Genomic DNA, 24,446 nt, shown 5'->3' with positions numbered 1-24,446 from the left:
CCTTCATAAGTAATCAAATTTGTGTATTCATATACACCTTACATTATGCATTAATGAAATAAAAACCTGATAAACTACACATAAATATATGATTAAAACTATCCTCTGTATTCGAGGCACATCATTGTGAGGTCATCAAATTGCTCCGCATCCCTGACAAAGGATCCGATATCCGTGCGAACATTTTTCAGTAGTTCTTCCAAAGGAGCTTCCTGTTCTTTATTAAGTGCGCCTATCATGCGCTCGATACCGTACATATCTTCAACATTATTCGTTGCTTCGGGCACCCCGTCTGTATAAAGGAAAATCCTGTCTCCCGGATTCATCTGAATAGTGTACTCTTTGTATTTCACGCCTTCCATTCCGCCAAGAACGAAGCCGTGTTTATCTTTGAAAATCTCAAAACTGCCACCCTTTCTCATAATCGCCGGATACTCATGACCGGCATTTGCGCAGGTAAGTATCCCTGAAGATATCTCCAACATACCTATCCAGATAGTCACAAACATACCGGTGTTATTTTCCTTAGTAAGTCCATCATTGGTGAGGGTCAAAATCTCAGATACGGATTTTCCAAGTATCGCAGTATTTTTCAGGATCACCTTGGATATTGTCATGTAAAGTGCTGCAGGTATGCCTTTTCCTGAAACATCTGCCATAACGATGCATAAGTGATCATCATCAACAAGGAAGTAGTCATAAAAATCGCCGCCCACCTCTCTCGCCGGTTCAGTCGTGGCAAAAATGTCAAATTCCTTTCTGTCGGGAAAGGGCGGAAAATCATGCGGAAGCATGGAAGTCTGGATTGATGTCGCCAGAGATAACTCAGCCTCTATGCGCTGTTTGTCCAGAACCACAACCTCCGAATACTCAATCTCATATACAACAAACATGAGAAGAACTGAGTAAGTGGTTGCAAGTGTAGCAAGTGAAATTCCATATACAAAGTTCTGAACTCCTATTGCAAGAACCGGAAGAAGTTCATAGGATAAATAGGCGACTTTCTCAAGCTTTTTCAAATGCCTCCAGTGACATATGGTGTATCCTGTCAAAATCATCATGGCCAGCATTTGAATAAAAAGCATAATCCAGTAGGTTCCGTTTAACCTATAATATCTGTTCTGATCATCAAAGGCATAATAGAACCCAAATACTCTGGATAGAATAAGCAGAACTATTCCAATGACGCAAAGTATAGTTATTGCCTTGCAAGTAAGCTTTGTTCCCTTGCTGTGGCTACTCCCCATCCTGTGACAGATATAGTGTGTTGCGAATATCAAAAGCAGATGGTTCATAAAAAAGACGCCAAAGTTAGCTATTCTGACAGAGTAATAACCAAGCTTTGTGGTATTCCCTCTGAAATAATAGGCCTGAACCTCTAATAAATTTATAAAAGCAATGGTATTCAACTGAAAAATGAGAAGTCTCGATTTTACATTATCCTGAAATCTCGACGCTAAAACACAGACTATAGCAATGCCGCAGAAAAAAGCGCACCAGAGCTCAAGTGCAATATGAATATGCTGTGATAAACTCATACCAATCTCCCCAAATATGCCGCTCGGACATATGTAATACGTCAATCATTATATCAGATTGGTTCAACATTTTCATATCACTTTTTGACAAGTATTGCCCAGGTGCCCAGGAATTGCCGGAAATCTGCTTAATCACTCTATTGTAAGAAAATTGTCGAATCCTGTTACCTCAAAAATGTATCCCACATCCGGGCCTACATTTTTAACGACCATTGTGCCTTTTTTGTTCATCTCTTTCTGAGTTGTAAGAAGGACTCTTAGTCCGGCCGATGAAATGTACTTAAGATCCGCCATATCCAGTTCAAGATTATCGACCTGGTCTATTGAATTATTGATCTCCTCATAAAGATCCGGCGCGGACTTTGTATCAAGTCTTCCGCCAAGTACCATGTACAATGAAGTTCCGTTCAAAGTTTTTGTAATAGTCATATTTCTACCCTCACCTTTGTGCCCCTTATGTATCCTGTATTGATGGTATCAATATTACTATCACAAATTTATCACACCACATGAAAAGACTCTCAAAGGTAGATAAACGCTTTACCCTTGGGAGCCTTCAATCATTTGCTCATTTTATGGTCGGTACTCCATCACACTTTGAAATAGTGTCTATGGAACCGTCTTCGTTATACTTAAATTCCGCTACGCATACACTTCGGTGGAAAAGACTTCCCCCCGGTAGCTCTCCTGTGTGATAAAACAGGTACGAATGTCCCTTAAAGTCAGCAATTCCGGGATGATTGGTGAAAACTCCGCCCTCTTCTGTCATCAGAACTCCGCCATATTTCCAGGGACCTGTCGGAGAATCCGAAGTCGAATATGCCAGGTGCTCATTTTGCTGTCCCACACCGAAAGCAGCGTAAACCATGTAATAGAGGCCGTCTTTTTTATAAAACCAGGGGCCCTCACCATAGGAGGTTCCGGTATCATGACTGCCCTTAGCAAAGGCTTCCTCTGTCATGGGTATCTTCACAACTCCCACTTCTTTGTCGTAAGAAATCATATCCTCATTAAGAAGAACATATCTAAGTTCAGGGTTGCCAAAATAAAGATAGGCCTGTCCGTCATCATCGATGAAAACAGTGGGATCTATATCGTTCCAGTCTCCCTCATCAACAAGCGGATGTCCCAAATCCTTGAAAGGGCCTGCCGGATTGTCTGAAATCCCTACAGCTATGGCCATTCCACCGTTTCTCTTATGAACCGGGCAATACAGATAGAATTTACCGTTTCTCTCAACCGCCTGGGGAGCCCATGCCCTGTCGTCCGCCCAGGAGATATCCTCCAGAGAGAAAATGCATCCATGATCCTCCCAGTTCACCATATCCTTGGTGGAAAAGCATCTCCAATCCCTCATAGTATAAAAATCATTTATCAGCTCATCCTCATCATGTGTCGTGTAGAGATAGAGAGTATCCCCATACACCATCGGAGCCGGATCGGCTGTATAAATATCCGTTATAATAGGATTTTTCCTGAAACTAACTTCTTCACTCATTACGTCATTCTCCTTACTTGCCTTTGTCCCAATATAGTTGCTGAAAGTGATAGCGCTTAGAAAAACAGCAGACGCGATTATTACAGCAACACATACAATTTTCCTGTATTCTGCATCCATAAGTCCCTATGCTCCCTCTTTTTCCAAATGATTTATATGAATTATACAAATAAAAAGAGCAGCACTCTATTCACTAATGAATATGTGCTGCTCAGATAATGCGATTTTCTCAGGTTCAATCTTTATTGTCAGAACTGGAAAGCTTTCTTCCAATCCAGATACAGATACATGCACCGATTGTTGAAATGATAAGGTTTCCTATAAGTCCGCTTGCTGATAATCCTGCAAGTCCGAACACAAAGCCTCCGACGCATCCACCAACGATACCAAGAACGATATTCTTCACCATTCCTGATTTCTCATTCATGATGCTGCTTGCTATACAACCTTCTATTGCACCAAGTATAAGTCCTCTTAATAATCCCATTTTGGTTCTCCTCTCCAAAATACTTTTTACATACCTAACAATAATACCACACTTTTACTTTGATTCTTCATTTTTCTCACGTATCCTGCATGATATTCCATTCACAACCTGAATTATCACAAGTCCGAATGCCATGAGAATCAGCCATCTGCTCCTTCCGGCAACGTACCAGCTTATGCCCAGTATCAGCTGAATAGCAGCGAGAAAAAATGAATATGAACTCTGTTTCCAAGTGATTGTCATAAAATTTCGCCTCCTTTTTAATAAAACGAATGACAAACTTAGTTTTTCTTTGTTGATACTATTTTATTTGTAGTTGAGAGTAGAATACATATCCATCATTGCGACATTATTGTTGTTATTTTTCGTTTATGGGGATTTATGAAAAAAAGTGGTGTTTGGCTTATAAAATTTCAGAGAGGCTGCCACACACAACTGTGCAACAGCCTCTCTGAAGAGATATGATACATAGATACTATCAAATTATTTTACTGTAGTTCCGCTTGAAGCCTGTTTTTTAACCTGCTTGGAGAGTTTCTTCTTTGCATTGCCTTTACATCCTTTAATCTGGATTGTAGTTTTCTTAGCCTTCATTTTCTTGAAAGCGCCTTTTCCAATTGAAACTTTACCCTTTGCATCAGTCTTAAGAATAATCTTCTTTGCTGATGATCCTTCAAAAGCTTTTGCACTAATCTTCTTTACTGACTTAGGAATAGTAATCTGCGTAGCCTTGGAATCTTTGAAGGCTTTGGGTGCAATCTGAGTCACCTTAGCTGTTGATCCATCCGGAAGAGTAACGTTCTCGGGAATAGTAATCTTCTTTGCCTTTTTATCTGTTGGCGTCTTATAGATTGCATCAATTGTTCCGTCAGCATTAGTTGTTACTACATAGCTTGCGCCTGTCTTTTCATCATTTACTTCTTCCTGTTTGTATTCCTTCTTGTTAATTGTAAATTGCAGTGTAATTGTGCCTTTATAGATACCCTTTCCTGTAACAGTGACTGTAGCTGTGCCAGGCTCTATGTTATTAGTACATACAACTGTAAAATCTTTATCCTTAACAAGGCCAGGGATAGTGACTTCAGGAACAATTGGACTTCCCGTATAATCATAACTGTTCGACGAAAGCGTTGCTGTTTTAGTAGATAAATCCTCAAATTTTTTTAATTCAACATATACATGAGAAGATATGGTCCAATCCTCTAGTGCTCCCTTAGCTAGTGTCATCATCTTTAGCGGTATTGTAGCAGTATTTTCAGTGTAACTTGTGGCCTCTACTTTATTCTTATATTCACATTTATCTCCGTTTTTATAATGGAACTGATAGACCATTTTCAGACTAGCCGGTGCATACCCATCAGGAATTGGCATCGTCATAATAGCATCATATTCTGTCCACTCAGTATAATTTGCAGCATAAATACCCGAAAAGCCACAGTCAACCGCGAATAAATCATAGCCAGCATCTACATTGCCTTTTACTTCTTCAGGATGGTTTTCCTCAAAATATACATTTATTGGGGCATCTGCTTTAACATAATTATCAAACGCATTTTTCAAAACAAATTTCCCCGGTTTTACAGAAGAATCATCAAACTTAAAGTCAACCTCTGCTGTATCAGCTGCATATGAAACAAATGAAAGTATTGGCAAGGTTATCGTCATTGATAATGCCAATGAAAAAGCCAGAAAGAATGCTCCTGCTCTTTTTATCATTCTCATCATAATCAAATCCCCTCTCACATATTTCTAAATCGTGGTTTTAGGCGTGTAGCGATCTAATAAATAAGACCGCTACACATAACAGCATAATTCCGCAGTATTACTTAACCTTGGTATTACCGGATGAAACTGCTTTCTTAACCATATTTATAGCCTTTGTTTTCTTCTTGCCGCTTACTCCGGTTATCTTAATCGTTGAACCTTTTTTCAATCCCTTAAATGCTGATTTTGAAACGCTCTTTAAATTCTTCGCATTTATGGTAATTGTTTTTAGATTCTTGCAGTTCTTGAAAGCATTTTTATCAATCTTGGTCACACTGGCAGGAATCTTAACACTCTTAAGCTTAGGGCATCCCTGGAATGCACCTGATCCAATTTCGGTAACATTTTTACCAACTGTAACACTTGTTACAGTTTTATTATTCTTAAATGCACCACTTGCTACTTTTGTTACCTTAGCCTCTGTACCATCAGGAAGTGTTATTTTATCGGGAATCTTGACGTTCTTTTCATCCTTTTTCTCACTTCCCATGTATGTTGCTTCTACTGAGCCATCAGCATTTGTTGTTACTTCATAGCTGGCGCCTGTCTTTTCATCCTTTACTTCTTCCTGCTTATATTCCTTCTTGTTAATAGTAAATTCAAGCGTGAATGACCCTGTATAAGCGCCTTTTCCTGTTATGGTAGTTGTTGCTGTACCTGGTTCAATATTGTTTGTATAAGCAACCGTATAATCTACATCCTTTGTAAGGCCTGTAATTGTAACATCAGGAGTAATGGCTGCTCCGGTGTAATCGAAAGATGTTGCTGAAAGAGACGCACTTGTTTTTAGTGTTGATATATCAATTGTTTTTTTGTATTCAACAACGTATGTTCCACAAACCAAAAAATCTGTTCCTTGCTGCCCCATACTCCTATCAACAAATCCAAGTACAATAGGAAATGAAATAGTACCATCACCATTGTCCGTTACATCAATCTTGTTTAATTCTTGAACAGCGTCCGGCTGAGAACAATTATATATTCTTTTTGCACCTGCCGCGCTACAGCCATCTGGAATCGGTACTGTCATCGTAGCTGCATTATTCATCGATTCATGAATCATTGTTTCTGAAATAACTTGAGTTAATTCTAATCTGTAAATTTGCCAATAAGAATATCCGGCATCTAATCCGTCAGGTAGATTGCCACCTGCTGGCCCCAAATCATCTTTGGTAGTTCCACCATTAGAACGTATTTCATATTCATTTTGATTTTCATCAATTCTTGTATACTTGCTAGATGCCATTTTGACAGTGGCTTTGCCCTGCTCAGTTCGGCCATTTCCATCAAGCATCATAATAGGAATACCAGAAAAAGTATCCTTCGTGTCCTGTGCAAAAGCCTGAATTGGAATAAGCATGAGTATAAGTGTTGTTGTCAATGTAATCGTACTAATTCTTTTAATCATCCTCATAACATCACTCTCCTTTCACAATTCATTTAATCTTTGTTCCCTTTGAAGATTGCTTTTGAATTTTACTTGCAAGATTCTTTTTTGCTTTTCCTTTACATCCTTTGATAAGAATTGTCGGATTCTTTACTTTCATATTCTTAAATGCACCTTTTCCAATTGATACATTTGCTTTTTTATCAGTCTTAAGAATAATCTTTTTAGCTGCTGATCCAGAAAAAGCTTTACCGTCAATCTTATTAACAGTCGAAGGGATTGTAATCTGTTTTGCCTTTGAGCCATTGAATGCCTTAGCTCCAATTCTAGTAACCTTTGCAGTTGTTCCGTTTGGAAGCTTGATTTCAGAAGGAATACTTATTTTCTTAGCCTTCTTATCTGTTGATTTTTTATAGGTAGCAACGGTAGTTCCATCGGCTTCTGTATTAACCTGATAATCTGCGCCTGATTCCTTATCAGACACTTCCTCATCTTTATATTGTTTTTGTTTTATTGTAAAGGTCAGATCAATGGTTCCTTTATAAGATCCAATACCGGTGATGGTAACTGTAGCTGTTCCGGGTTCAATATTATTTTTATATGTCACAGTGTAATCACGATCTTTTACCAGACCTTCTATAGTAACATCAGGTGTTATAGGACTTCCTGTGTAATCAAATTCTGTTGCCGAAAGTGTGGCTTTCTTTCCGCTGATATCTTCAGTCTTTTTAATCTGGAAGAAAATCTCACCAGTAAGGTAATATCCTGCATTACCTCTTGCCGCTAATACAACGTCTATCGTTGAACTATTTTTAGTAGAGCTTACTGCTTTCACTCTGTCTGCGTTTTCATAAGCAGGTGGTTCAATGCAATCAAAAACGCGAGTCAATGAAGCAGAATCATAGCCATCAGGAATCGGAAATGTTATTCTGACAGTCATGTATCTTTCAGTCCATTTTTGAGATGTAAAAGTCTCTAAATTACACCCAAGCGCAAACAAATCATATCCCTCATCCGCATGCTCCTTTGCTTCCTGATACCACATACCATCTTCCTCAGACAGTTTCCAAAATCTGAATTCTATGGTATCAAGCTCGTTATAAGTATCAAAAGCATCTGCCTCACTAAATACAAGTTTTGCTTTATCATTTGTCTTTTCGGAGTTCTTATCTCTGACAACTACCTCAACCTCAGTCGCAGCACGCGCAACCACCCCAGGCATTAAGCAAGCCACCATCGCAGCGCATAAAATTAAGCTTCCTACTCTTCTCATAAACCTCATAAACGCACCTCTCTTTCGATTAAACACCCTATTTAAATCAACATTTAAGTTATTTTCTTTATCAAAAATCCATAGCTTTTTCACAGATGAATTCATAATTTTATTTTGACATTTATCCTATAGCCTAATCAATACAAGAAGGTAAATTGTCAATGACTTCAGTCATGTCACGAAACGTGCCAAACCATTTTATAAAAATATTATTATTAAATTACCGTCAATTAAGAATAATCAATTATTAAATCACTAAGACTGTTTCCACTTATAGAAAAGAACAAGCAGGCACATGCCTGCTTGTTCCTATAATTGATTATTTAACCTTCGTACCCTTAGGTGCCTGTTTCTTAATCTTCTTTACTAGCTTATCTTTTGCTTTACCTTTGCATCCTTTTATAACAATCTGTACATTCTTGGCTTTCATATTCTTGAAAGCACCTTTTCCAATTGATATATTTCCCTTCTTATCGGTCTTAATTATAATCTTCTTTGCCTCAGATCCTGCAAAAGCTTTACTACTGATCTTAGTTACTGTGCTTGGTATTGTAATCTGTTTAGCTTTGGAACCTTTAAATGCGTTTGCATCTATTTGGGTAACTTTAGCTGTTGTTCCGTCAGGAAGAGTTATACTTGAAGGAATTGTAATCTTTTTCGATTTCTTATTTGTTGGTCCTGTATAAATTGCGGTTGTATTACCATTTGCATCTGTATTAACGATGTAGTTTGCTCCACCCGTTTCATCGACATATTCTGAATTACTGTATTCCTTTGCTTTTATCTTAAATGTTTTTGTTATTTTGCCTTTATAAGCTCCTATTCCGGTAATAGTAACCGTGCCTTCACCAACCTCTATATTGTTTGAATATTCAACTTTGAAATCAACATCCTTAGTCAGTCCTTCAATTTTAACTTCAGGAGTAATAGGACTACCTGTATAGGTGAACTCTTCAGCTGAAAGAACAGCTGTCTTTTGACTAATATCTTGAGTCTTCTTCATCTCAAGAAGTAACTCATCCTTAAGTCCCCATACCTTAGGATCTGCATAATAGTCATGAGCTCGTACACACAAATCTACCGATAATGTTACTGTTGTATCTGTATAACTTACACAATTAACCTTTTGTGCGCTTCCTTCATGCAAATAATGCTGATATATCCTTTTTACAGTTGCAGGACTATATCCTTCAGGCACCTTAAATGTTATATCCGCTTGGATAACGTCCTCTATATTCCAACTTGCTGCTGTAAAGTTGATAAAATACATATCACATACAAATGCATCATACCCCTCATCAACAACAACGCCAGCAAGACTATAAACATCATCTTCAGCAGCAATATATTCTTGTAATACAATTCCTTCCTCAGGATTATATGTATCATAAGGTTTATTGTTATTCTTGAGAACTACATTAGCATCACCTAATGATGTTTCAGAAATAGTATTACCATCATCATCAAGCTTAATTAATTTCACTGGGGCTTTAAAATCAGTAGCTGCCTTAGCTGTTCCCATTGGGAACAAACATGAACACAATGCTATGCAGATAATAATGGAAAAAATTTTCTTGATTTTTCTCATCAAACCCACCTCCTAAGTATCATTATTGTCAACCATATTCCCATTATAAAACACGCCCTCTATCATATGAGCGTGTTAATCGTTTTTTAAGCAAAAGGTTATATATAGTTTTTATTTAAAATAATGTACCACCGTAAACACAGTAGATATTCCGCAATATTCAAGTTCTCTGCGACTAATCAGATACTATCTATATTTGGTTTTATCAAGAACTTCTTCAAGTTGGTGACAACAAATGTCATATACAATAAATAAACAAGAAGCACCGATTTTTGTTGTACCTGAGGAAAGGCTCAAACAACAATTCAAGTAGCATTATCAATATTTATTGTGCTTAGAAAAAGGTCAAACAACAAATCAAGATGATATAATCACATTTGTTGTTCCCAGAAAAAATATAAACAACAAATCAGAATGAAATTACATTTTTATTGTTCTTGGAGAAATGCCTAACAACAAATCAGAAGGAAACACTCACTTTTATTGTGCCTGGCGAAAGGCCGAACAACAAATCAAGAATTAGTGTTAGAACTTGTTGTTTCCATAAAAAATCCAAAGCCCACATTTACCTTTTTACAACAAAGCAGGCACTTAAAGGTAATCAGAATAACAAGAGAAAGCTCATCCGAAATGATAGATATTCACTAACACAATTCCTCCAAGAATGCCGCAAAGAAGGCCTGTGAAATGGCCGATGGAATCTATCTTCTTGGAAGTGGTCATAAGAGCGAGTATAACAATTGTTGGAATCATGGAGGTTAAGGCGGAAAAGCCCCAGACAGAGAATGCAATTACCATGTAAATCCCGATGAGGCCGCAGATGACGCCGGAGGCTCCGATGCTGAGAGTAAAGGGCGAACCCTTTTTATGAAGTCTTGCGGAAATCGCGCCGCCCACGATCATGGTAGTGAAATAGCATACAGCAAAGACATCGGACTTCAGTGCGTTTTCGAGCACACATCCGATGTTATAAAGAGAATACATATTACAGGCAAGGTGCAGGAATTCCTTCTGAGTGAAGGCGCTTGTGGCAATCCTGTAGAACTCTTTCTCCTGCAGCGTCTTGATATAGGACGAGCCAAGCTGCCCTACGCTTAATACCTTGCGATTTATTAGAATGAAAATGATTATATTAATTGCGATTAACCCGCATGTCACGGGATATGTCATTAGATTTAAAGTATTCATAAGATGAAGTCAGACTTTATGCTCTTCCTTACTTTCAAGACTTTCCTTGAGAGTAGGCTGCAAAGCTTTCTCCTCGTTTTTAATTTCCCAATGGATAAGGAAGGTCAGCGTTGCCCTGAGCGCAATGATAGCGCCGAGAATTCCAAGCTCTGCCCATTCTCTGACAACTACTGTTCTAAGTACCTCGCCGCCAAGCTTAAATTCAAGCGCGAGGGCAATCCCCTGTGCAAGCTCCAGTCTTATAGAGCCATCCTTTTTTATCCAAAGGTAAAAGCTTTTTAAGCCGGTATACACAAGAATGCATATGCCAAAGAATTCCAATAATAAGGTTGAAAATTCAACTATGTAACGAAGCAGGTTTTCAGCGCTAAGGTATAATTCTTCCATACAGATATTCTCCCCTAAAATGCCGCCATCTTCTGGTAAAATTATAACATCACATATGAATAATAGTTGATAAAAAAATAATAAATTATCAAAAAATCCTATTATTTCTCTTTCCGTTCAAAGCCCTTGGTAAGGAGCTCCCTATACTCCTCAAAGCTGATCATTTCACCACCCATACTTTTCAGATGCTCTGTCTCAAACTGGCAGTCGATCATTACATAGTCATTTTCTTCAAGTACCTTTGAGAACAGTATAAGTGCGATTTTTGATCCGTTTTCCATCTCAGAAAACATGCTCTCTCCGAAAAAGCATCTGCCAAGGCTGACACCATAAAGACCGCCTGCAAGCTCCCCATCAACAAAGGATTCCACACTTAGCGCAAATCCGTTGTCACAGAGTCTCTTATAAGCCACTTCCATGTCATCGGTTATCCAGGTTCCCTCTTCTGTGAACTCCCTCTTGATCCTGCATCTGTGCATCGTGTCTGCAAAATCACGATTTATACGTATTGATATCTCATGCTTTCTGAAAAACTTTCTCATTGAATGAGACACATGAATGTTAGCAGGCCTGATAATAAAGCGTTCCTTGGGAGCCCACCACAATACCGGTTCACCCTCCGTATACCACGGAAAGATTCCATTGCTGTAGGCCAGAATAAGCCTGTCCATAGAAAGATCCCCGCCAATTGCAAGAAGACCGTCATCTTCTGCAAGCCGGGGATCGGGGAACATGATTTTTTTATCATCAAGTCTGTATACAGGCATTAATATCCCTTTCACAAAAAGCCTAAAGATCACATATAAAGCACATTTACATATGGTGCACCTTATGCTATCAAATAATAGTCGTGGGTCAAGCGAGAAAGGAGCGAAATATCATGGAGAATGAAGAAATGACTAACTATATGTTCATAGGCATCATCAAAATGATTATCAAGCTAATTGAAGAAGATACGCCAAAAGAAAAAATTTTGGCGTATCTTCAAGAACTAATCACAGAACCTGAAAATAAATAATTACTAATTAAGGGTCTCACGAGTGGAGCGAGCCCAAAACTTCTGCATCGCTCCACTCCGATTAGTTTTATTATAACAACTATAGGAGGTGATTACAACATGCCTGTAGGCAATCCAAAAAATCAAACAATATGGTCACAGCGCTATCAGGAGAAGGTCGGCTATATTACAAAAGGTTATAAATTAAAAAAAGACCTTACCGACAACTTTAAAGAAGCTTGCTCAAAATCCGGCATATCTCAAGCCGCTGCATTAACACAATTTATGGAAGTCTTCATAGATGCTTCAAAAAATAAAGCTTCAGCAAACAGCGATTCCTCTTCCACTCCTGAATATATGATTAATTCTGAGGATCCAAAACTTTCATTTATTATTGAAACATACGATAATCTCTCAGATAATCATAAAGATTCCATCTATAAATATGTCAAAAAGTATTATTCCAAAAAAAACAAAGTAAGCGTAATGATCAATAATCATTCGCTTACTTTGCATTTTCCCTTTAAATTGCGTCATTCTGATATCTTATTTGATTATTATAACGCGTGAATAATACAACTGTTAGTACCACCATGATAAATGCCACAACGAATGCAACACTTCCAACTCTAAGAAGTACCTTTCCCCATTTCATAGCTGCATCAATTGATTCCTGTCCCTGCAACAGTCTTCCGTTTATTTGTATTCTTGCCCCACTCGGATTTTTGGTAAATACAGCACCAAGAATGGATGTAATTGTTCCCATAAACGCGAATACCGCCGCATAAATACCTGAAATAATTGGTCCTATCGGAAACTTACCATAGTTTATGGATCTTATCTGTTCATTCATATATTTTCTTGAGAACATATTATAGACTTGATCATTCTGATAGTTTTGATAGTTCTGCTTTTCCTGCTTTATCTTGGATATTTTCTTTCTTAAAATTGTTATAAATACTGTTATAAATCCAAATATCGCGGAAACAGCCAGGAGCACAAATCCGTATATAACATGCTTCTCTTTACTAACAGTTTCCACATTTTTCATATATACAGGATCAAGCCATGCCCTATCAAGATTCTCGTTAGGAGCTATTCTGCTTACCTTTTCGACTTCATACTCCTGCCCTTCATAACTATAATGAAGTGTATAGTAATATTTCACATTATAATGACGTATATGCGAATGTCTGAAGCTTACATCAGTTATGTAAGCCGGAACCTCAACATATCTTTCCATCATTTTTGAAGTGACTATATTTGCTATTCCAAGCAAAAATGCACTAACTGTCAACGTAACAAATATCATATATATAAAGCTTTTTAATTTTCCATTCATGTCTAAACCCTTCTTGTAGTTTTATTCAACAATCTGTCCGTAAAATAGTAATTCCGGATCATCCGAATGAGTCATAATCATATACTTAAATGGCTCATCTGCATTAAATTCCTTTATTTCTTTCTCTTCCGGCATAGCGCAGGAATCGCATTTTGCAACCATTGTAACAGCGGCTGCCTCAACACCTTCTTCATCTATCTTTATTTTGGTCTTCTGAATTATCTCTGTTATTTGAACATCCATGGCTTCACACATTTTTGAATAATCCGCTTTATCATTAAATGCATCCTGTACACCCAGACTGTTCAAATACCCCATAAGCTCAGAAGATGTAAATTCAGATTCTGTCTCAAACCTGGGAAGTCTGACCGATACTGTCTCCTTTTTAGCCAGGTTCATTTTCTCCCTGGGATCATCTATATCACCCAGTATGAAAACTGCATCAACTCCACCATTCATAGGAATCACAACCAGTTTTCCGTTTTTATCCTCGTAGTATTTATAATCTTCCTGCTGTTTCATGAAGTCCTTAAGGGCTGTTTTGCCTTCAAAGGTCCTAAAATCACCGGGCTCTGTTCTGCCCTCATAGAATTTATTTACCCATGAAGATTTAAGATACAAGGCATTTATCAGCAAAAGATCATATTCTGAAAGGTCGCTGCTTATTTCCTTTATCATTCCATTAGTCTTTTTATTAACCCAGTCATTTACCTTACTTGTAATTTTCTCAGGTGATACTTCCTCTGCTTTAGCATCATAGTGCTTCGCTACATACTTTTTGTAGGAAGATAAAAATTTTCCGTTTGCCTTAGTATTTCTCCAGATTGAGTTTGATGAAATAAATGCTGATTCTTCAGAAGAATCCACCACAGATGAATACCACTCATTTACTTCTTCAATGCTGTTAAAGCCCATCGCGTGAAGAAGTTCTTCTTTGGTATTTCCATCAGCTCCTGCAACTGACATAGCAAGTGCTGCTCTGAAAGATGTAGGCGATATCATGTAGTTCTTGTTTTCGTACCCATTCTCTTCTATAAACTCAACAAGCTTCTTATCAAATTCTTTTTTATCCGTTACTCCGTAGGAATTGCTATTTTCACTGTATTTTAGCTCTGTTTCGCTTTCTTGAGCCATAGGCTCAGCAGGTACCAGTCTACGAGAATAAGCAATATATTTTCCGGCACCTACGAACAAACCGGATGCAAGTATAAGTCCTAATACAACTGCGATAATATTCTTTTTCATAATAAATCCTCCGAATAAATCTGCGTTTTTGAGGTTCTATACTATATACAGATTTGGAGGCAAATATGTTGCATCAGGTATCAAAAAATTTATGCAAATAGATTATGGGCATAAAGAAGCCTTCCACCCATTTATCTGAGGGAAGGCTTCCATCATTTTTTAGAAAATAATATTAGCTTCTAAGTGAGATGTTAAGGCTTTCAAGGCCATTAAGAATCTTCTTCATAGCTGCGTTTACTTCATCATCTGCAAGAGTCTTTTCCTTGTCTCTGAAGGCAAGTGAGTAAGCCATAGACTTGAAGCCCTTCTCAATCTGTGAACCTTCATAGATGTCGAAAAGTTCGAGTTTCTCAAGCTTCTTGCCACCGCGCTGCTTGATCATCTTCTCGATGTCACCGGCTGTTACAGCTGTAGGAACAACCATACTGATATCACGGGTTACAGCAGGGAATTTTGCAATACCTGTGTATACGCGCATGTAGCTTGCGTGCGGAACAACTGAAGGAAGGTCAAGAACTGCAATATATGCTCTTGTTCCGATTCCGTAGTTGTCGAGTACCTCAGGATGAACCTCTCCGAGATATCCGATAGTCTCACCCTTGAAGCTGATAAGAGCCTGACGTCCGGGATGAAGGAAAGGCTTGCCTGCCTTAGCATCATATTCGAGGTCATCTGCCATGCCGATCTGGCCAAGGAACTCTTCAACAGCACCCTTCATTGTGAAGAAATCGCCATCTCCATAGAATCCGAGAACAAACTGTGATCTCTCATCGGGAAGTTCCTTGAGCGGAAGCTCTTTTGCAATATAGATATTAGCTATCTCATAGAGCTTAACATCCTTGTTTCTGCGCTTGTAATTTGTAGCAAGGCTTGTAAGGATAACGTTAAGCGGGATTGTTCTCATAATTGAGAAATCCTCACCAAGCGGGTTGGAAATCTTAATCGCATTTCTCTCAGGAGCATCCTCAGGTAAAAGAAGCTTATCAAATACCTTGGGGCTCTCGAAGGAATAGCCGTATGCCTGTGAGAATCCGCAGAACTGAGCGACTTCGCGTGCTGTCTTCTCAACTGTCATCTTGAAGGTAAGCTTACCTGTTGTAGGTGCGTTCTTAGGAAGAGTTGAAGGGATCTTGTCGTAGCCATAGAATCTGGCAACTTCCTCTGCAATATCACACATACCGATAAGATCCTGTCTGAAGCTGGGAACAACGATCTCATTTGTTTTTTCATCATATACGAGCTCTTCTCTTGCGAAGATATCAAGCATTGTCTGTCTGTCGATATCAGTTCCGAGAAGTGCATTTATTCTGTCGGGCTCAAACTTGATTCTGTTAAGCTCCTTGATAGGTGACTTAGCCTCAACGATTCCGGATGTAACCTTACCGCAGCCAAGGATATTTACAAGCTGGCATGCGCGATTGATTGCGTCCTCAGCATTGTTGGGATCAAGGCCTTTTTCGAAGAAGCCTGAAGCATCTGTACGAAGTCCGATTCTCTTAGCACTCTTACGGATGTTGGGGCCGTTAAATGTAGCAGCCTCGAAGAGAACTGTCTTAGCGTCCTCTGTGATCATGGAGTTCTCGCCACCCATGATACCGCCGATTGCAACTTCCTTCTCGCCATCGCAGATCATGATAACTTCGCTGTCGAGATTTCTCTCCTGTCCGTCAAGTGTTATGAACTTCTCGCCGTCCTTAGCGCGCTTTACTACGATCTTGTTTCCTGCAATTGTGGAAAGATCAAATGCGTGCATGGGCTGACCATACTCGAGCATTACATAATTTGTGATATCAACGATGTTGTTGATAGGTCTTACACCATTTGCAGCAAGTCTTCTCTGCATCCATTCGGGTGAAGGACCAACCTTGATGTCTGTACAAACTCTTGCGCAGTAACGTGAGCAAAGGTCTGCATCCTTAATTTCTACTGAAATGTAATCAGAAGCCTTCTCAGATGTCTCCTCAACCTTAACAACAGGAGCCTTGAAAGGAAGCTTAAATGTAGCAGCTGCCTCTCTTGCAATACCGAGGATGCTGTAACAGTCTACACGGTTACTTGTTACTTCGAACTCGAATACTGTGTCGTGAAGTCCGAGTACTTCTACTGCATCTGCTCCAACCTCAGTGTCCTCGGGAAGTATATAAAGTCCGTCCTCGGGAGCATCGGGATAAAAGTCCTTGCTTGAGCCGAGCTCTTCAATTGAACACATCATGCCCGCACTGGGAACTCCGCGGAGCTTACCTGCTTTTATCTTGATTCCTTCCTCGGGATTCGGGCTGCCGTCATGTCCACCGGCAACTCTTCCGCCATCAAGAACTACGGGAACCTTGTCCCCTTCTTTCATGTTCTTTGCGCCGGTAACGATCTGAATCTCCTCGGATCCGATATTAACCTGGCAGATTACAAGCTTGTCAGCATCGGGATGCTGCTCGATCTTGTCTATCTGACCAACTACGATTTTCTCTAAGTTTTTATCAAGGCGATGGAATCCCTCGCCCTTTGTTCCGGAAAGTGTAAGTGCATCGAGGATCTCCTGATCACTTGCGTTTAAATCCGGTACGTATGCTTTAATCCATGATAAATTTGCGTCCATTGCGCAACCTCACTTTCTATTTAAGTTAAAACTGTTCTAAGAATCGAATGTCGTTCTCGTACAGAAGTCTCATGTCGTCGATTTCGTACTTAAGAACTGCGATACGCTCAAGTCCGAGTCCAAATGCGAAGCCTGTGTACTCATTAGGGTCGATTCCGCTCATCTCAAGAACGTGAGGATGAACCATACCGCAACCGAGGATCTCGATCCAGCCTTCACCCTTACAGAAACGGCAGCCCTTACCGCCGCACTTGAAGCAGCTTACGTCCATCTCTGCAGAGGGCTCTGTGAACGGGAAGTGATGAGGTCTGAACTTAACCTTAACATCCTCGCCGAAGATTTCCTTTGCAAACTCAGCAAGTGTTCCCTTAAGGTCTGCAAATGTGATGTCCTTATCAATAACAAGTCCCTCAATCTGGTGGAAGCTGGGACTGTGTGTTGCGTCAACTTCGTCTGCTCTGAAAACACGACCGGGAGCAATCATCTTAATAGGAAGCTTGCCCTTCTCCATCTCATGTACCTGTGTAGATGAGGTCTGTGTACGAAGAAGCAGATCTCCGCTGATATAGAAAGTATCCTGCTCATCCTTTGCAGGGTGATCTGCAGGAATATTGAGTGCTTCAAAGTTGTAGTAATCCTTCTCAACCTCGGGACCTTCAGCAACTTCGTAGCCCATTCCAATAAATACGTTCTCAACATCCTCAAGTGTAATTGTGTTGGGATGACGATGTCCTACGTTATTCTTCTTTGCAGGAAGAGTTACATCGATGGTTTCGCTGGCAAGCTTAGCTTCGCGAACAGCTGCTTCCATCTTCTTCTTGGTAGCTTCAAGGCTCTTCTCAATCTCCTCGCGAACCTCGTTAACCATCTGACCAACCTTAGGTCTGTCCTCGGGAGCAACATCCTTCATGCTCTTAAGGATGCTTGTAAGCTCACCCTTTTTTCCAAGGAAATTAACACGAATATCATTAAGCATATCGAGGCCATCTGTCTCGCCGATCTGCTTAAGCGCGCTCTCCCTGATTTTTTCCAATTGTTCTTTTATCATGTGAATCCTCCTTAAAAATGAAGTTCTGATATCGTTTTATCTAAGGAACTTTTTCTAAATACCAATAAAAAATCCCTTACATCAAAAACGATGTAAGGGACGAATATAATCCGCGGTACCACCCTGATTCCTGTCATCAAATGACAGACGCTTAATTCTTAATGAAATTGTAGCTCCGATGCGAAAATTCCGAACTGTCTTTACCAAACTGGCTCTCAGCCGCCGACCAGTTTCTCTGTTATGGAAAACAGAACATCTTGGGGCACGCCCCACATCTTCAACGCTCTGCAAACTAGTTTAACTATCATGTAATGAAAAGTCAAGAAACAGTTGCATTTGTTTGCTTCTTTATTGCCTTAACGAGCTTCTTCTTAGCATGGCCTTTGATTCCTTTGACATGAATCACAGCCCTCTTGGGAAGCTTTTTGAAAGCACCTTTTCCAACCTTAAGATTCTTATTGGCTTTAATTGTTACTTTCTTGAGTTTTTTGCAGCCCTTGAATGAGTTTTTACCAATAGATGTCACTTTTGAACCAATGGTAAGTGACTTTATCTTTTTATTTCCCTTTGCTGCACTATCTGCAATTTTTGTTACAGGGTGCTTAGCTCCGAAAGCTTTTACTTCGTCTATTTTTACTTTTCCTTTAGCTGCGATCTTAGTTACCGTAGCAGTTCCGTCAGGATGAATTATGTAGGTATTGCTGCCCACTTTTACAGTCTTATCGACAGGCTTGGATTCTACAACCGTATCATTTTGGTATTCCTGAGATCCGCTGTAATCTCCCGTCTGCTTCTCATCAGATATCCTGATATATCTGTGACTTGTCTTTGATATAGGAAATACTTTGTATTTTTCAGCAGTATCCGGCTTGCCATCTTTATTATCATCAAGAGCAAATGTCGCCTTAAGCGGTATAGCCTTGGTGACATTTTTAGGTGATGTAAGTACTTTTAAATTATCGCACCCTAAAATCAAATCAGCATAATAGGTTTTACTGCAAACTGTAGAAAAGTCCAAATCCTTTAAATCCAGTGATTCCAAGGAGCTGCAGCCGTAAAACATTTCAGCAACCGATTCAACTTTTCTTATATCAAGGCCGCTTAAATTGACTGTTTTCAAGCCTGTGCACCCTTTAAACATGTGTCCCATATCGGTAACATTTGATGTATTAAAAGTATGAAGGTCAGCAGATTCAAGGCTTGTACAACCCACAAACATCCATGACATATCTTTCACCTTAGCTGTATTAAGCTTTGACAGGGTGATCGACTTTAAGGATGTACAGCCATCAAACATCTGCTGCATATTGGTTACTTTTGCTGCGGTCATTTTTCCGAAATCAACAGACACAAGACTTAAGCAGCCATCAAAACAGAACATCATATCTGTTACATTTGGCATCGTAAACCAATCAGGAAAGACTATGGTTTTAATTGACTTGCAGCCGTGATATACGCCTTTCATCGTTGTAACTTTAGATGTATCAAACTTTTTCCAGCTTATATATTCAAGATTACTGCAACCATCAAAGATGTAGGATAAGTCTGTTACAGAACTCAAATCAATCCCGCTAAGATCAATACTTTTTAAAGACTGACATCCTGCAAACATTCCATATACATTTGTCGCTTTGATTCCCTTGAACATCTTTGCGTCAAAATAGGTCAGCTTTTTGCAGAAGTCAAACATATTCTTCATTCTTGAAACCTTAGTTACATTAACGCTTGAAAGCTTATCATATGTAATAGTTTCCAGATTATCAAAACCGGTGAACATGTTGCTGCAGTCGGTGTCAAAAATCATTTGATTTGCTGAGTAAACATAAACAGTACCTTCCGCTGCATCATAATAAGCAGTAGCGCCGCTTCCAACTGTTTCCTTAGGTAAAGCTACTGTTCTATTTTTTAATGCCTGATACGTTTTACTATCTCTTGTAAAAATAATTTTCTTAACACCACTGGCAATATAGCTGATATCCTCTTCGCCAACCGTAATCTTCTTGATTTTTTTATTAAAGGTTGTCCCATTATAGAGCTGTCCGGTAGTTTTACTTGCCGCTAAAGCTGTCTTTGGCGTAAGAACAAGTGCAAATAAAACAGCAAAGACAAACATCATATATCTAAATATCTTTTTCATACCTTATTTCCCCGTATTTCCTTCATAAAGGTCATCTTACCTTAGCATTTGTATTCTTTTTAATCGTCTTTACAAGCTGTTTCTTTGCCTTTCCCTTGATGCCCTTTACTTGTATCACGGTCTTTCTGCTCATCTTTTTAAATGCATCAGAGCCCACATGCAAATGATTATTCGCATTTATAGTTACCTTCTTAAGGTTTTTGCATCCGTAGAATGCACTGTTACCGATAGACTTAACTGAAGAACCTATTTCTATAGTCTGAATATTTTTGTTTCCTTTGCATGCGCCATCCGCTATCTCTGTTACGGGGTATCTCACACCCTTTGCTTTAACAGTATCTATAGCTACATTTTCCAGGACACTTATCTTTGTTACGACTACTCTTCCATCCGGATGTATATCATAGTCGATACCAAATGAGTGTACCTTGGTTATAGTCGGAGTCTTTTTAGGCGCTACAACGGGCTTTTCTACCCAGAATATGTATCTGTTACTTGTACTTGCAACCGCCATTTTAGAATATTTTGTCTTTGTATCAGGATTTCCATCTTTATTATTGTCAATATAATATTCGATTGGAAGATCAATCTCTTTTGCAACCTTCTTCGGTGCATCAAGAATAGTAATTGCTTTACAGCCCTTCAGGAATCCCGCACCTGTAATTGTATTCTGCGAAAGCTCAAAAGAGCTCAGGTTCAGATACTTAAGGCTGCGACATCCGTAGAACATCGCATTAAGATAAGTCGCACTGCTCACATCAAAGGAAGACAGATCCAATGACCCAAGATTCTCACAGCCTTCAAACATTGATCCCATGTTTAATACTGCCTTGGTATCGAAGGAGCTGAGATTCAAAGCTGTAAGACCATTACACTGTCCAAACATATAACCCATATACATTACTGCGGAAGTATCGAATGTTGAAACATCCAGTTCTTTAAGGTTTCTGCATTTTCCAAACATTCCTCTCATGTCACTGGCGTTTGATGTATCAAAGCTTCGAAGCGTCAGATTCTCCAATCTCTCACATCCGTAAAACATCCTTTTGAAAGAAGTAACCTTAGCAGTCTTATAATTTCCAAGCTTTACGCTCGTTAAGCTTTCACAATCTTCAAACATAGATGTCATATCTGTAACATTTGATGTATCGCAGGAGCTAAGGTCAACAAATTTAAGCTTCTGGCAGTATGCAAACATATACCTTGTTGAATCCGCATCTTTTGAAAAACAGACATTAGCCTTTGAAAAATCAATTTCTTCAAGTGCTCTAAAGTCTTGAAAAGTGCCCTGGGGCTGATCAAAAATAATCTTAGAAGCTGTTGTACATACATATGCTGCTCCGGTACTTTTATCATAATATGTAGATACTCCATACCCCACGGAAGCGCTGGGAAAGCTCTTATAAGGAGTCACATCAGCATTTGTTATGAAAATCATCTTCTTTATATTTTTATTTATAAGTGTTTGCAACGTAAAGCCTGATGACGCTGTATAAGACTCCACTCCTGCCAGACGCTTTAAATCACTCATATTGTTAATCGTACCGTTTTCGGTTGAATAACTTCTTGCCTCACAGTTTAATGTTGTCATACAAAAAATAAATAAAAATCCTGCGGCGATTATAAGTGCATTCTTTACTTTTTTCATACTCACGCCCCTATCTGTTTCTTAATTGCTTTTACAAGTTTGGATTTCTTCTTACCTTTAATACCCTTTACAGAAATCGTTGCCTTCTTTGCAATCTTTTTAAACGCATTTTTCTCGATCTTCAGGGATTTATTTGCATCTATAGATATCTTCTTTAATTTTTTACAGCCTTTAAATGCATCCTTTCCAACCACAGTTACATTTTTTCCAATGGTAAGCGATTTGATTTTTTTATTTCCCTTGCAGGCGCCTGCTTCAATCTTTCTTACAGGATGTGTCATCTTTTCATAAGTAACTTTATTGATAGACACCTTTCCCTTTGCCGTAATCTTTGTAACTACCGCACTTCCATCAGTATTGAAGCGATATGTTACGCCTTTTATAGTAACTTCCTTTTCCCCATACACATTTTCATTTACATTTTCAACAGGTTCATCCTTAGGAGTGTCCAATGCAGGTGCATAGGTCATTGTGTTTTCATCAAAAGGAATCATTCTATTAATAGTGTCTGAAACCGGGTTTTTATGGTAAGTACCTGCAACATCGGGTTTTCCGTCAGAGTTATTATCAATAACCATTAAAGTAGGAAAATCCATAAAGCCTCTGGTAGCCTTGGGTGTAATAACTGCTTTTAAGTTATAACACTCGTATAGCATTGAATCCGTAACTGGTGCTGCAGACAGATCAAGGCTTCTCATATCTATATATTCAAGTTTTGGGCAATTGGCGAACATGCTGTCAGCCTCGCAAACATTTGTCGCACTAAAATTGGGAATAATGATATTTTTCAAAGAATCACAGGCATAAAACATATTATTGATTTTTACAACCTCAGAAGGGCCGAAACAACTTAAATCAATGCTTTCAAGGCTTTTGCAATTAGCAAACATACTGCTCATAACTCCTACGCCTTTTGCATTGAATTTTCTGAAGATCACTTTTTTAAGCATGTCACAGCCTGTAAACATGCCTTCTGTAGAATAAACTCTGTCAGACTCAAAGCTGCTAAGATCAAGGTCTGTAAGGTTTTTACAGCCTCCAAACATCCAGCTCATATCATAGGCATTCTTTGTATTAAAATTCCCGAAGTTAACAGTCTTTAAACTGGTATCGCCACGAAACATGCCGGACATTTTGACTGCATTTGATGTATTTATTCTGCCGTTTCCAAAATCAATCTGTGCAAGGTTTGCATAATAAGAAAACATATATGCGGAATTTTCCGGAAAGATTATTTTCTCAGCAGCACTGTATACGGAAACAACGCCCTTTCCGTCATAATAAGCTGTAACACCTGTCCCGACAGATTTGCTGCCCTTTTGACCTGTAGGTGTTTTAGATACAAAAACAATCTTCGTAACCTTATTATCTGTAGTGTTGTATTGCATCCAGGTCTTACCGTTAGCAAGATTCTTAACTGCAGCACAGAAAGACTCTCCTTCCAAAAGAGTTCCGTTCACTGTTGCAGTTTTCGTTTCAGCTGCTTTTGATAGTATGGAAGAATTTCCGGATAATACAAAAAAACACAGCAGAGCTGTGATGACGAATAACAGATTCCCCAATTTCCTCTTCATTTAAAATGTCCCCTTTTAACTTTCTTCATGCCAACAGAAGGCACTCTTTAGTTCTTTATTTTACCAATTCCTGACTGCCTTTATCAATATGAAAATTGTTTAGTATTATTTTTTCATCATTTAATCATCTTCCATTATCACATATTCAAAAGTTACAATTATTCTGAGCGTTGTAAAAAGAATATTGCTAAGTTAAAATTATATTAAGTAGATAAATACCTATTTTAAATTTTACACTTTTCTTACCAGGGGTATAAAAATGGACAAAACAGAATTGGAAAGACGCCTTCGAAAATATAACAATGGTCTTGTTGTAAGTGGTGTAGGCATTATTATTTTCGGTATCTGGACTATAATAAAGGCTATTGAAGAAATTGCTTTCGGAGACATTGATTTCTTTGAATTTGTTACCGGCGGTAATACTGAAATTCCTTTTATGAAAGGAATAGTAACAGGTATTTTAGTCTTTGTTATTATCCTGATTCTTTTATGGCACCTTTATGTTGGAGGCTGTGCCATTCTTGTAGGTCGTGGAAAAAAGAACAAGAAAGCTTTCCTTTTTTGGGCTTTTTTTGCACTGATTCTGACCTTTTCCGGTTTTAATAGATTTTTTATCGAAACCAGCTCAGACCCGAATGATACTACCATTGCTTCATTCTTAACTGATGTTGCTTTTTGCTTCGCTATTCTCGATATGTTCGTATCATATTTCCTTTCGGCAAAAACCAAAAGACAACTGGGGAGGATGTGAT

The 24,446-nt window shown here is 38.8% G+C and carries 22 protein-coding genes; 3 read left to right on the top strand and 19 right to left on the bottom strand.

Annotated features, from left to right (window positions below):
* Nucleotides 1–98: 98 nt before the first annotated feature.
* The 12 genes from BMW61_RS00285 to aat all read right to left on the bottom strand — a co-directional run bounded on the left by BMW61_RS00285 (nucleotide 99) and on the right by aat (nucleotide 11,877).
* A complete protein-coding gene (locus BMW61_RS00285; RefSeq protein WP_091819370.1) occupies nucleotides 99–1,538 on the bottom strand; it encodes a PP2C family protein-serine/threonine phosphatase in 1,440 nt (479 codons plus the stop codon).
* Between the two features lie 132 nt (nucleotides 1,539–1,670).
* Complete coding sequence (locus tag BMW61_RS00280; protein WP_026497598.1) at nucleotides 1,671–1,967, bottom strand: STAS domain-containing protein; 297 nt, start codon at nucleotides 1,965–1,967, stop codon at nucleotides 1,671–1,673.
* 139 nt (nucleotides 1,968–2,106) lie between these two features.
* The gene (locus tag BMW61_RS00275) at nucleotides 2,107–3,156 is read right to left on the bottom strand and encodes a glycoside hydrolase family 43 protein (protein WP_242876564.1); all 1,050 of its coding nucleotides are present in this window, start codon (nucleotides 3,154–3,156) and stop codon (nucleotides 2,107–2,109) included.
* Nucleotides 3,157–3,271: 115 nt separating this feature from the next.
* Nucleotides 3,272–3,523 carry a GlsB/YeaQ/YmgE family stress response membrane protein gene (locus tag BMW61_RS00270; RefSeq protein ID WP_022759812.1) on the bottom strand — a complete coding sequence of 84 codons (252 nt, stop codon included), beginning with the start codon at nucleotides 3,521–3,523 and terminating at the stop codon, nucleotides 3,272–3,274.
* Nucleotides 3,524–3,577: 54 nt separating this feature from the next.
* Nucleotides 3,578–3,766 carry a hypothetical protein gene (locus BMW61_RS00265; RefSeq protein ID WP_091819369.1) on the bottom strand — a complete coding sequence of 63 codons (189 nt, stop codon included), beginning with the start codon at nucleotides 3,764–3,766 and terminating at the stop codon, nucleotides 3,578–3,580.
* Nucleotides 3,767–4,006: 240 nt separating this feature from the next.
* Nucleotides 4,007–5,248: a leucine-rich repeat protein gene (locus tag BMW61_RS21735; RefSeq protein ID WP_175475056.1), complete on the bottom strand. Its 1,242-nt coding sequence runs from the start codon at nucleotides 5,246–5,248 to the stop codon at nucleotides 4,007–4,009.
* Nucleotides 5,249–5,345: 97 nt separating this feature from the next.
* Nucleotides 5,346–6,701, bottom strand: a complete 1,356-nt coding sequence (locus BMW61_RS00255) for a leucine-rich repeat domain-containing protein (protein WP_091819368.1) — start codon at nucleotides 6,699–6,701, stop codon at nucleotides 5,346–5,348.
* Between the two features lie 22 nt (nucleotides 6,702–6,723).
* Nucleotides 6,724–7,947 carry a leucine-rich repeat protein gene (locus tag BMW61_RS00250; protein ID WP_139176148.1) on the bottom strand — a complete coding sequence of 408 codons (1,224 nt, stop codon included), beginning with the start codon at nucleotides 7,945–7,947 and terminating at the stop codon, nucleotides 6,724–6,726.
* Nucleotides 7,948–8,266: 319 nt separating this feature from the next.
* On the bottom strand, nucleotides 8,267–9,535 hold the full coding sequence (locus BMW61_RS00245; RefSeq protein WP_091819366.1) for a leucine-rich repeat protein: 1,269 nt from the start codon (nucleotides 9,533–9,535) through the stop codon (nucleotides 8,267–8,269).
* A 621-nt stretch (nucleotides 9,536–10,156) separates the two neighbouring features.
* Nucleotides 10,157–10,693, bottom strand: coding sequence for a rhomboid family intramembrane serine protease (locus tag BMW61_RS00240; protein ID WP_175475055.1), 537 nt, complete (start codon nucleotides 10,691–10,693; stop codon nucleotides 10,157–10,159).
* 39 nt (nucleotides 10,694–10,732) lie between these two features.
* The gene (locus tag BMW61_RS00235; protein WP_022759805.1) at nucleotides 10,733–11,110 is read right to left on the bottom strand and encodes a DUF1622 domain-containing protein; all 378 of its coding nucleotides are present in this window, start codon (nucleotides 11,108–11,110) and stop codon (nucleotides 10,733–10,735) included.
* A gap of 101 nt (nucleotides 11,111–11,211) precedes the next feature.
* Entirely contained in the window at nucleotides 11,212–11,877 is a 666-nt protein-coding gene (aat, locus tag BMW61_RS00230; protein WP_091819364.1) for a leucyl/phenylalanyl-tRNA--protein transferase, read from the bottom strand.
* Between the two features lie 113 nt (nucleotides 11,878–11,990).
* Between aat and BMW61_RS21730 the strand changes: the two genes are divergently transcribed.
* Both BMW61_RS21730 and BMW61_RS21725 read left to right on the top strand, forming a co-directional pair.
* On the top strand, nucleotides 11,991–12,128 hold the full coding sequence (locus tag BMW61_RS21730; protein ID WP_175475054.1) for a hypothetical protein: 138 nt from the start codon (nucleotides 11,991–11,993) through the stop codon (nucleotides 12,126–12,128).
* 99 nt (nucleotides 12,129–12,227) lie between these two features.
* Nucleotides 12,228–12,677: a hypothetical protein gene (locus tag BMW61_RS21725; protein ID WP_175475053.1), complete on the top strand. Its 450-nt coding sequence runs from the start codon at nucleotides 12,228–12,230 to the stop codon at nucleotides 12,675–12,677.
* Here the strand turns inward: BMW61_RS21725 and BMW61_RS00220 are convergent.
* From BMW61_RS00220 to BMW61_RS00190, 7 genes are all read right to left on the bottom strand, one after another.
* The gene (locus BMW61_RS00220) at nucleotides 12,631–13,449 is read right to left on the bottom strand and encodes a hypothetical protein (RefSeq protein WP_091819363.1); all 819 of its coding nucleotides are present in this window, start codon (nucleotides 13,447–13,449) and stop codon (nucleotides 12,631–12,633) included. The two genes, BMW61_RS21725 and BMW61_RS00220, sit on opposite strands and share 47 nt — an antisense overlap.
* 21 nt (nucleotides 13,450–13,470) lie before the next feature.
* On the bottom strand, nucleotides 13,471–14,694 hold the full coding sequence (locus tag BMW61_RS00215; RefSeq protein WP_091819362.1) for a serpin family protein: 1,224 nt from the start codon (nucleotides 14,692–14,694) through the stop codon (nucleotides 13,471–13,473).
* Between the two features lie 172 nt (nucleotides 14,695–14,866).
* Complete coding sequence (gene pheT, locus BMW61_RS00210) at nucleotides 14,867–17,287, bottom strand: phenylalanine--tRNA ligase subunit beta (protein WP_091819361.1); 2,421 nt, start codon at nucleotides 17,285–17,287, stop codon at nucleotides 14,867–14,869.
* 25 nt (nucleotides 17,288–17,312) lie between these two features.
* The gene (pheS, locus tag BMW61_RS00205; protein WP_026497609.1) at nucleotides 17,313–18,332 is read right to left on the bottom strand and encodes a phenylalanine--tRNA ligase subunit alpha; all 1,020 of its coding nucleotides are present in this window, start codon (nucleotides 18,330–18,332) and stop codon (nucleotides 17,313–17,315) included.
* Between the two features lie 322 nt (nucleotides 18,333–18,654).
* Nucleotides 18,655–20,472 carry a BspA family leucine-rich repeat surface protein gene (locus BMW61_RS00200; RefSeq protein WP_091819360.1) on the bottom strand — a complete coding sequence of 606 codons (1,818 nt, stop codon included), beginning with the start codon at nucleotides 20,470–20,472 and terminating at the stop codon, nucleotides 18,655–18,657.
* Between the two features lie 31 nt (nucleotides 20,473–20,503).
* Nucleotides 20,504–22,120 (bottom strand): BspA family leucine-rich repeat surface protein, encoded by a 1,617-nt coding sequence (locus tag BMW61_RS00195; RefSeq protein ID WP_091819359.1) that lies wholly within the window; start codon nucleotides 22,118–22,120, stop codon nucleotides 20,504–20,506.
* Between the two features lie 2 nt (nucleotides 22,121–22,122).
* Nucleotides 22,123–23,694 carry a BspA family leucine-rich repeat surface protein gene (locus tag BMW61_RS00190; RefSeq protein WP_091819358.1) on the bottom strand — a complete coding sequence of 524 codons (1,572 nt, stop codon included), beginning with the start codon at nucleotides 23,692–23,694 and terminating at the stop codon, nucleotides 22,123–22,125.
* A 259-nt stretch (nucleotides 23,695–23,953) separates the two neighbouring features.
* On the opposite strand from BMW61_RS00190, the gene BMW61_RS00185 reads away from it, so the two are divergent.
* The gene (locus BMW61_RS00185; RefSeq protein ID WP_091819357.1) at nucleotides 23,954–24,445 is read left to right on the top strand and encodes a hypothetical protein; all 492 of its coding nucleotides are present in this window, start codon (nucleotides 23,954–23,956) and stop codon (nucleotides 24,443–24,445) included.
* Nucleotide 24,446: the final 1 nt, after the last annotated feature.

Origin of the sequence: Butyrivibrio sp. ob235, assembly GCF_900109475.1 — a bacterium.
Classification (GTDB): Bacteria; Bacillota; Clostridia; order Lachnospirales; family Lachnospiraceae; genus Butyrivibrio.
This window is presented reverse-complemented; position numbering and strand designations above follow the sequence as displayed.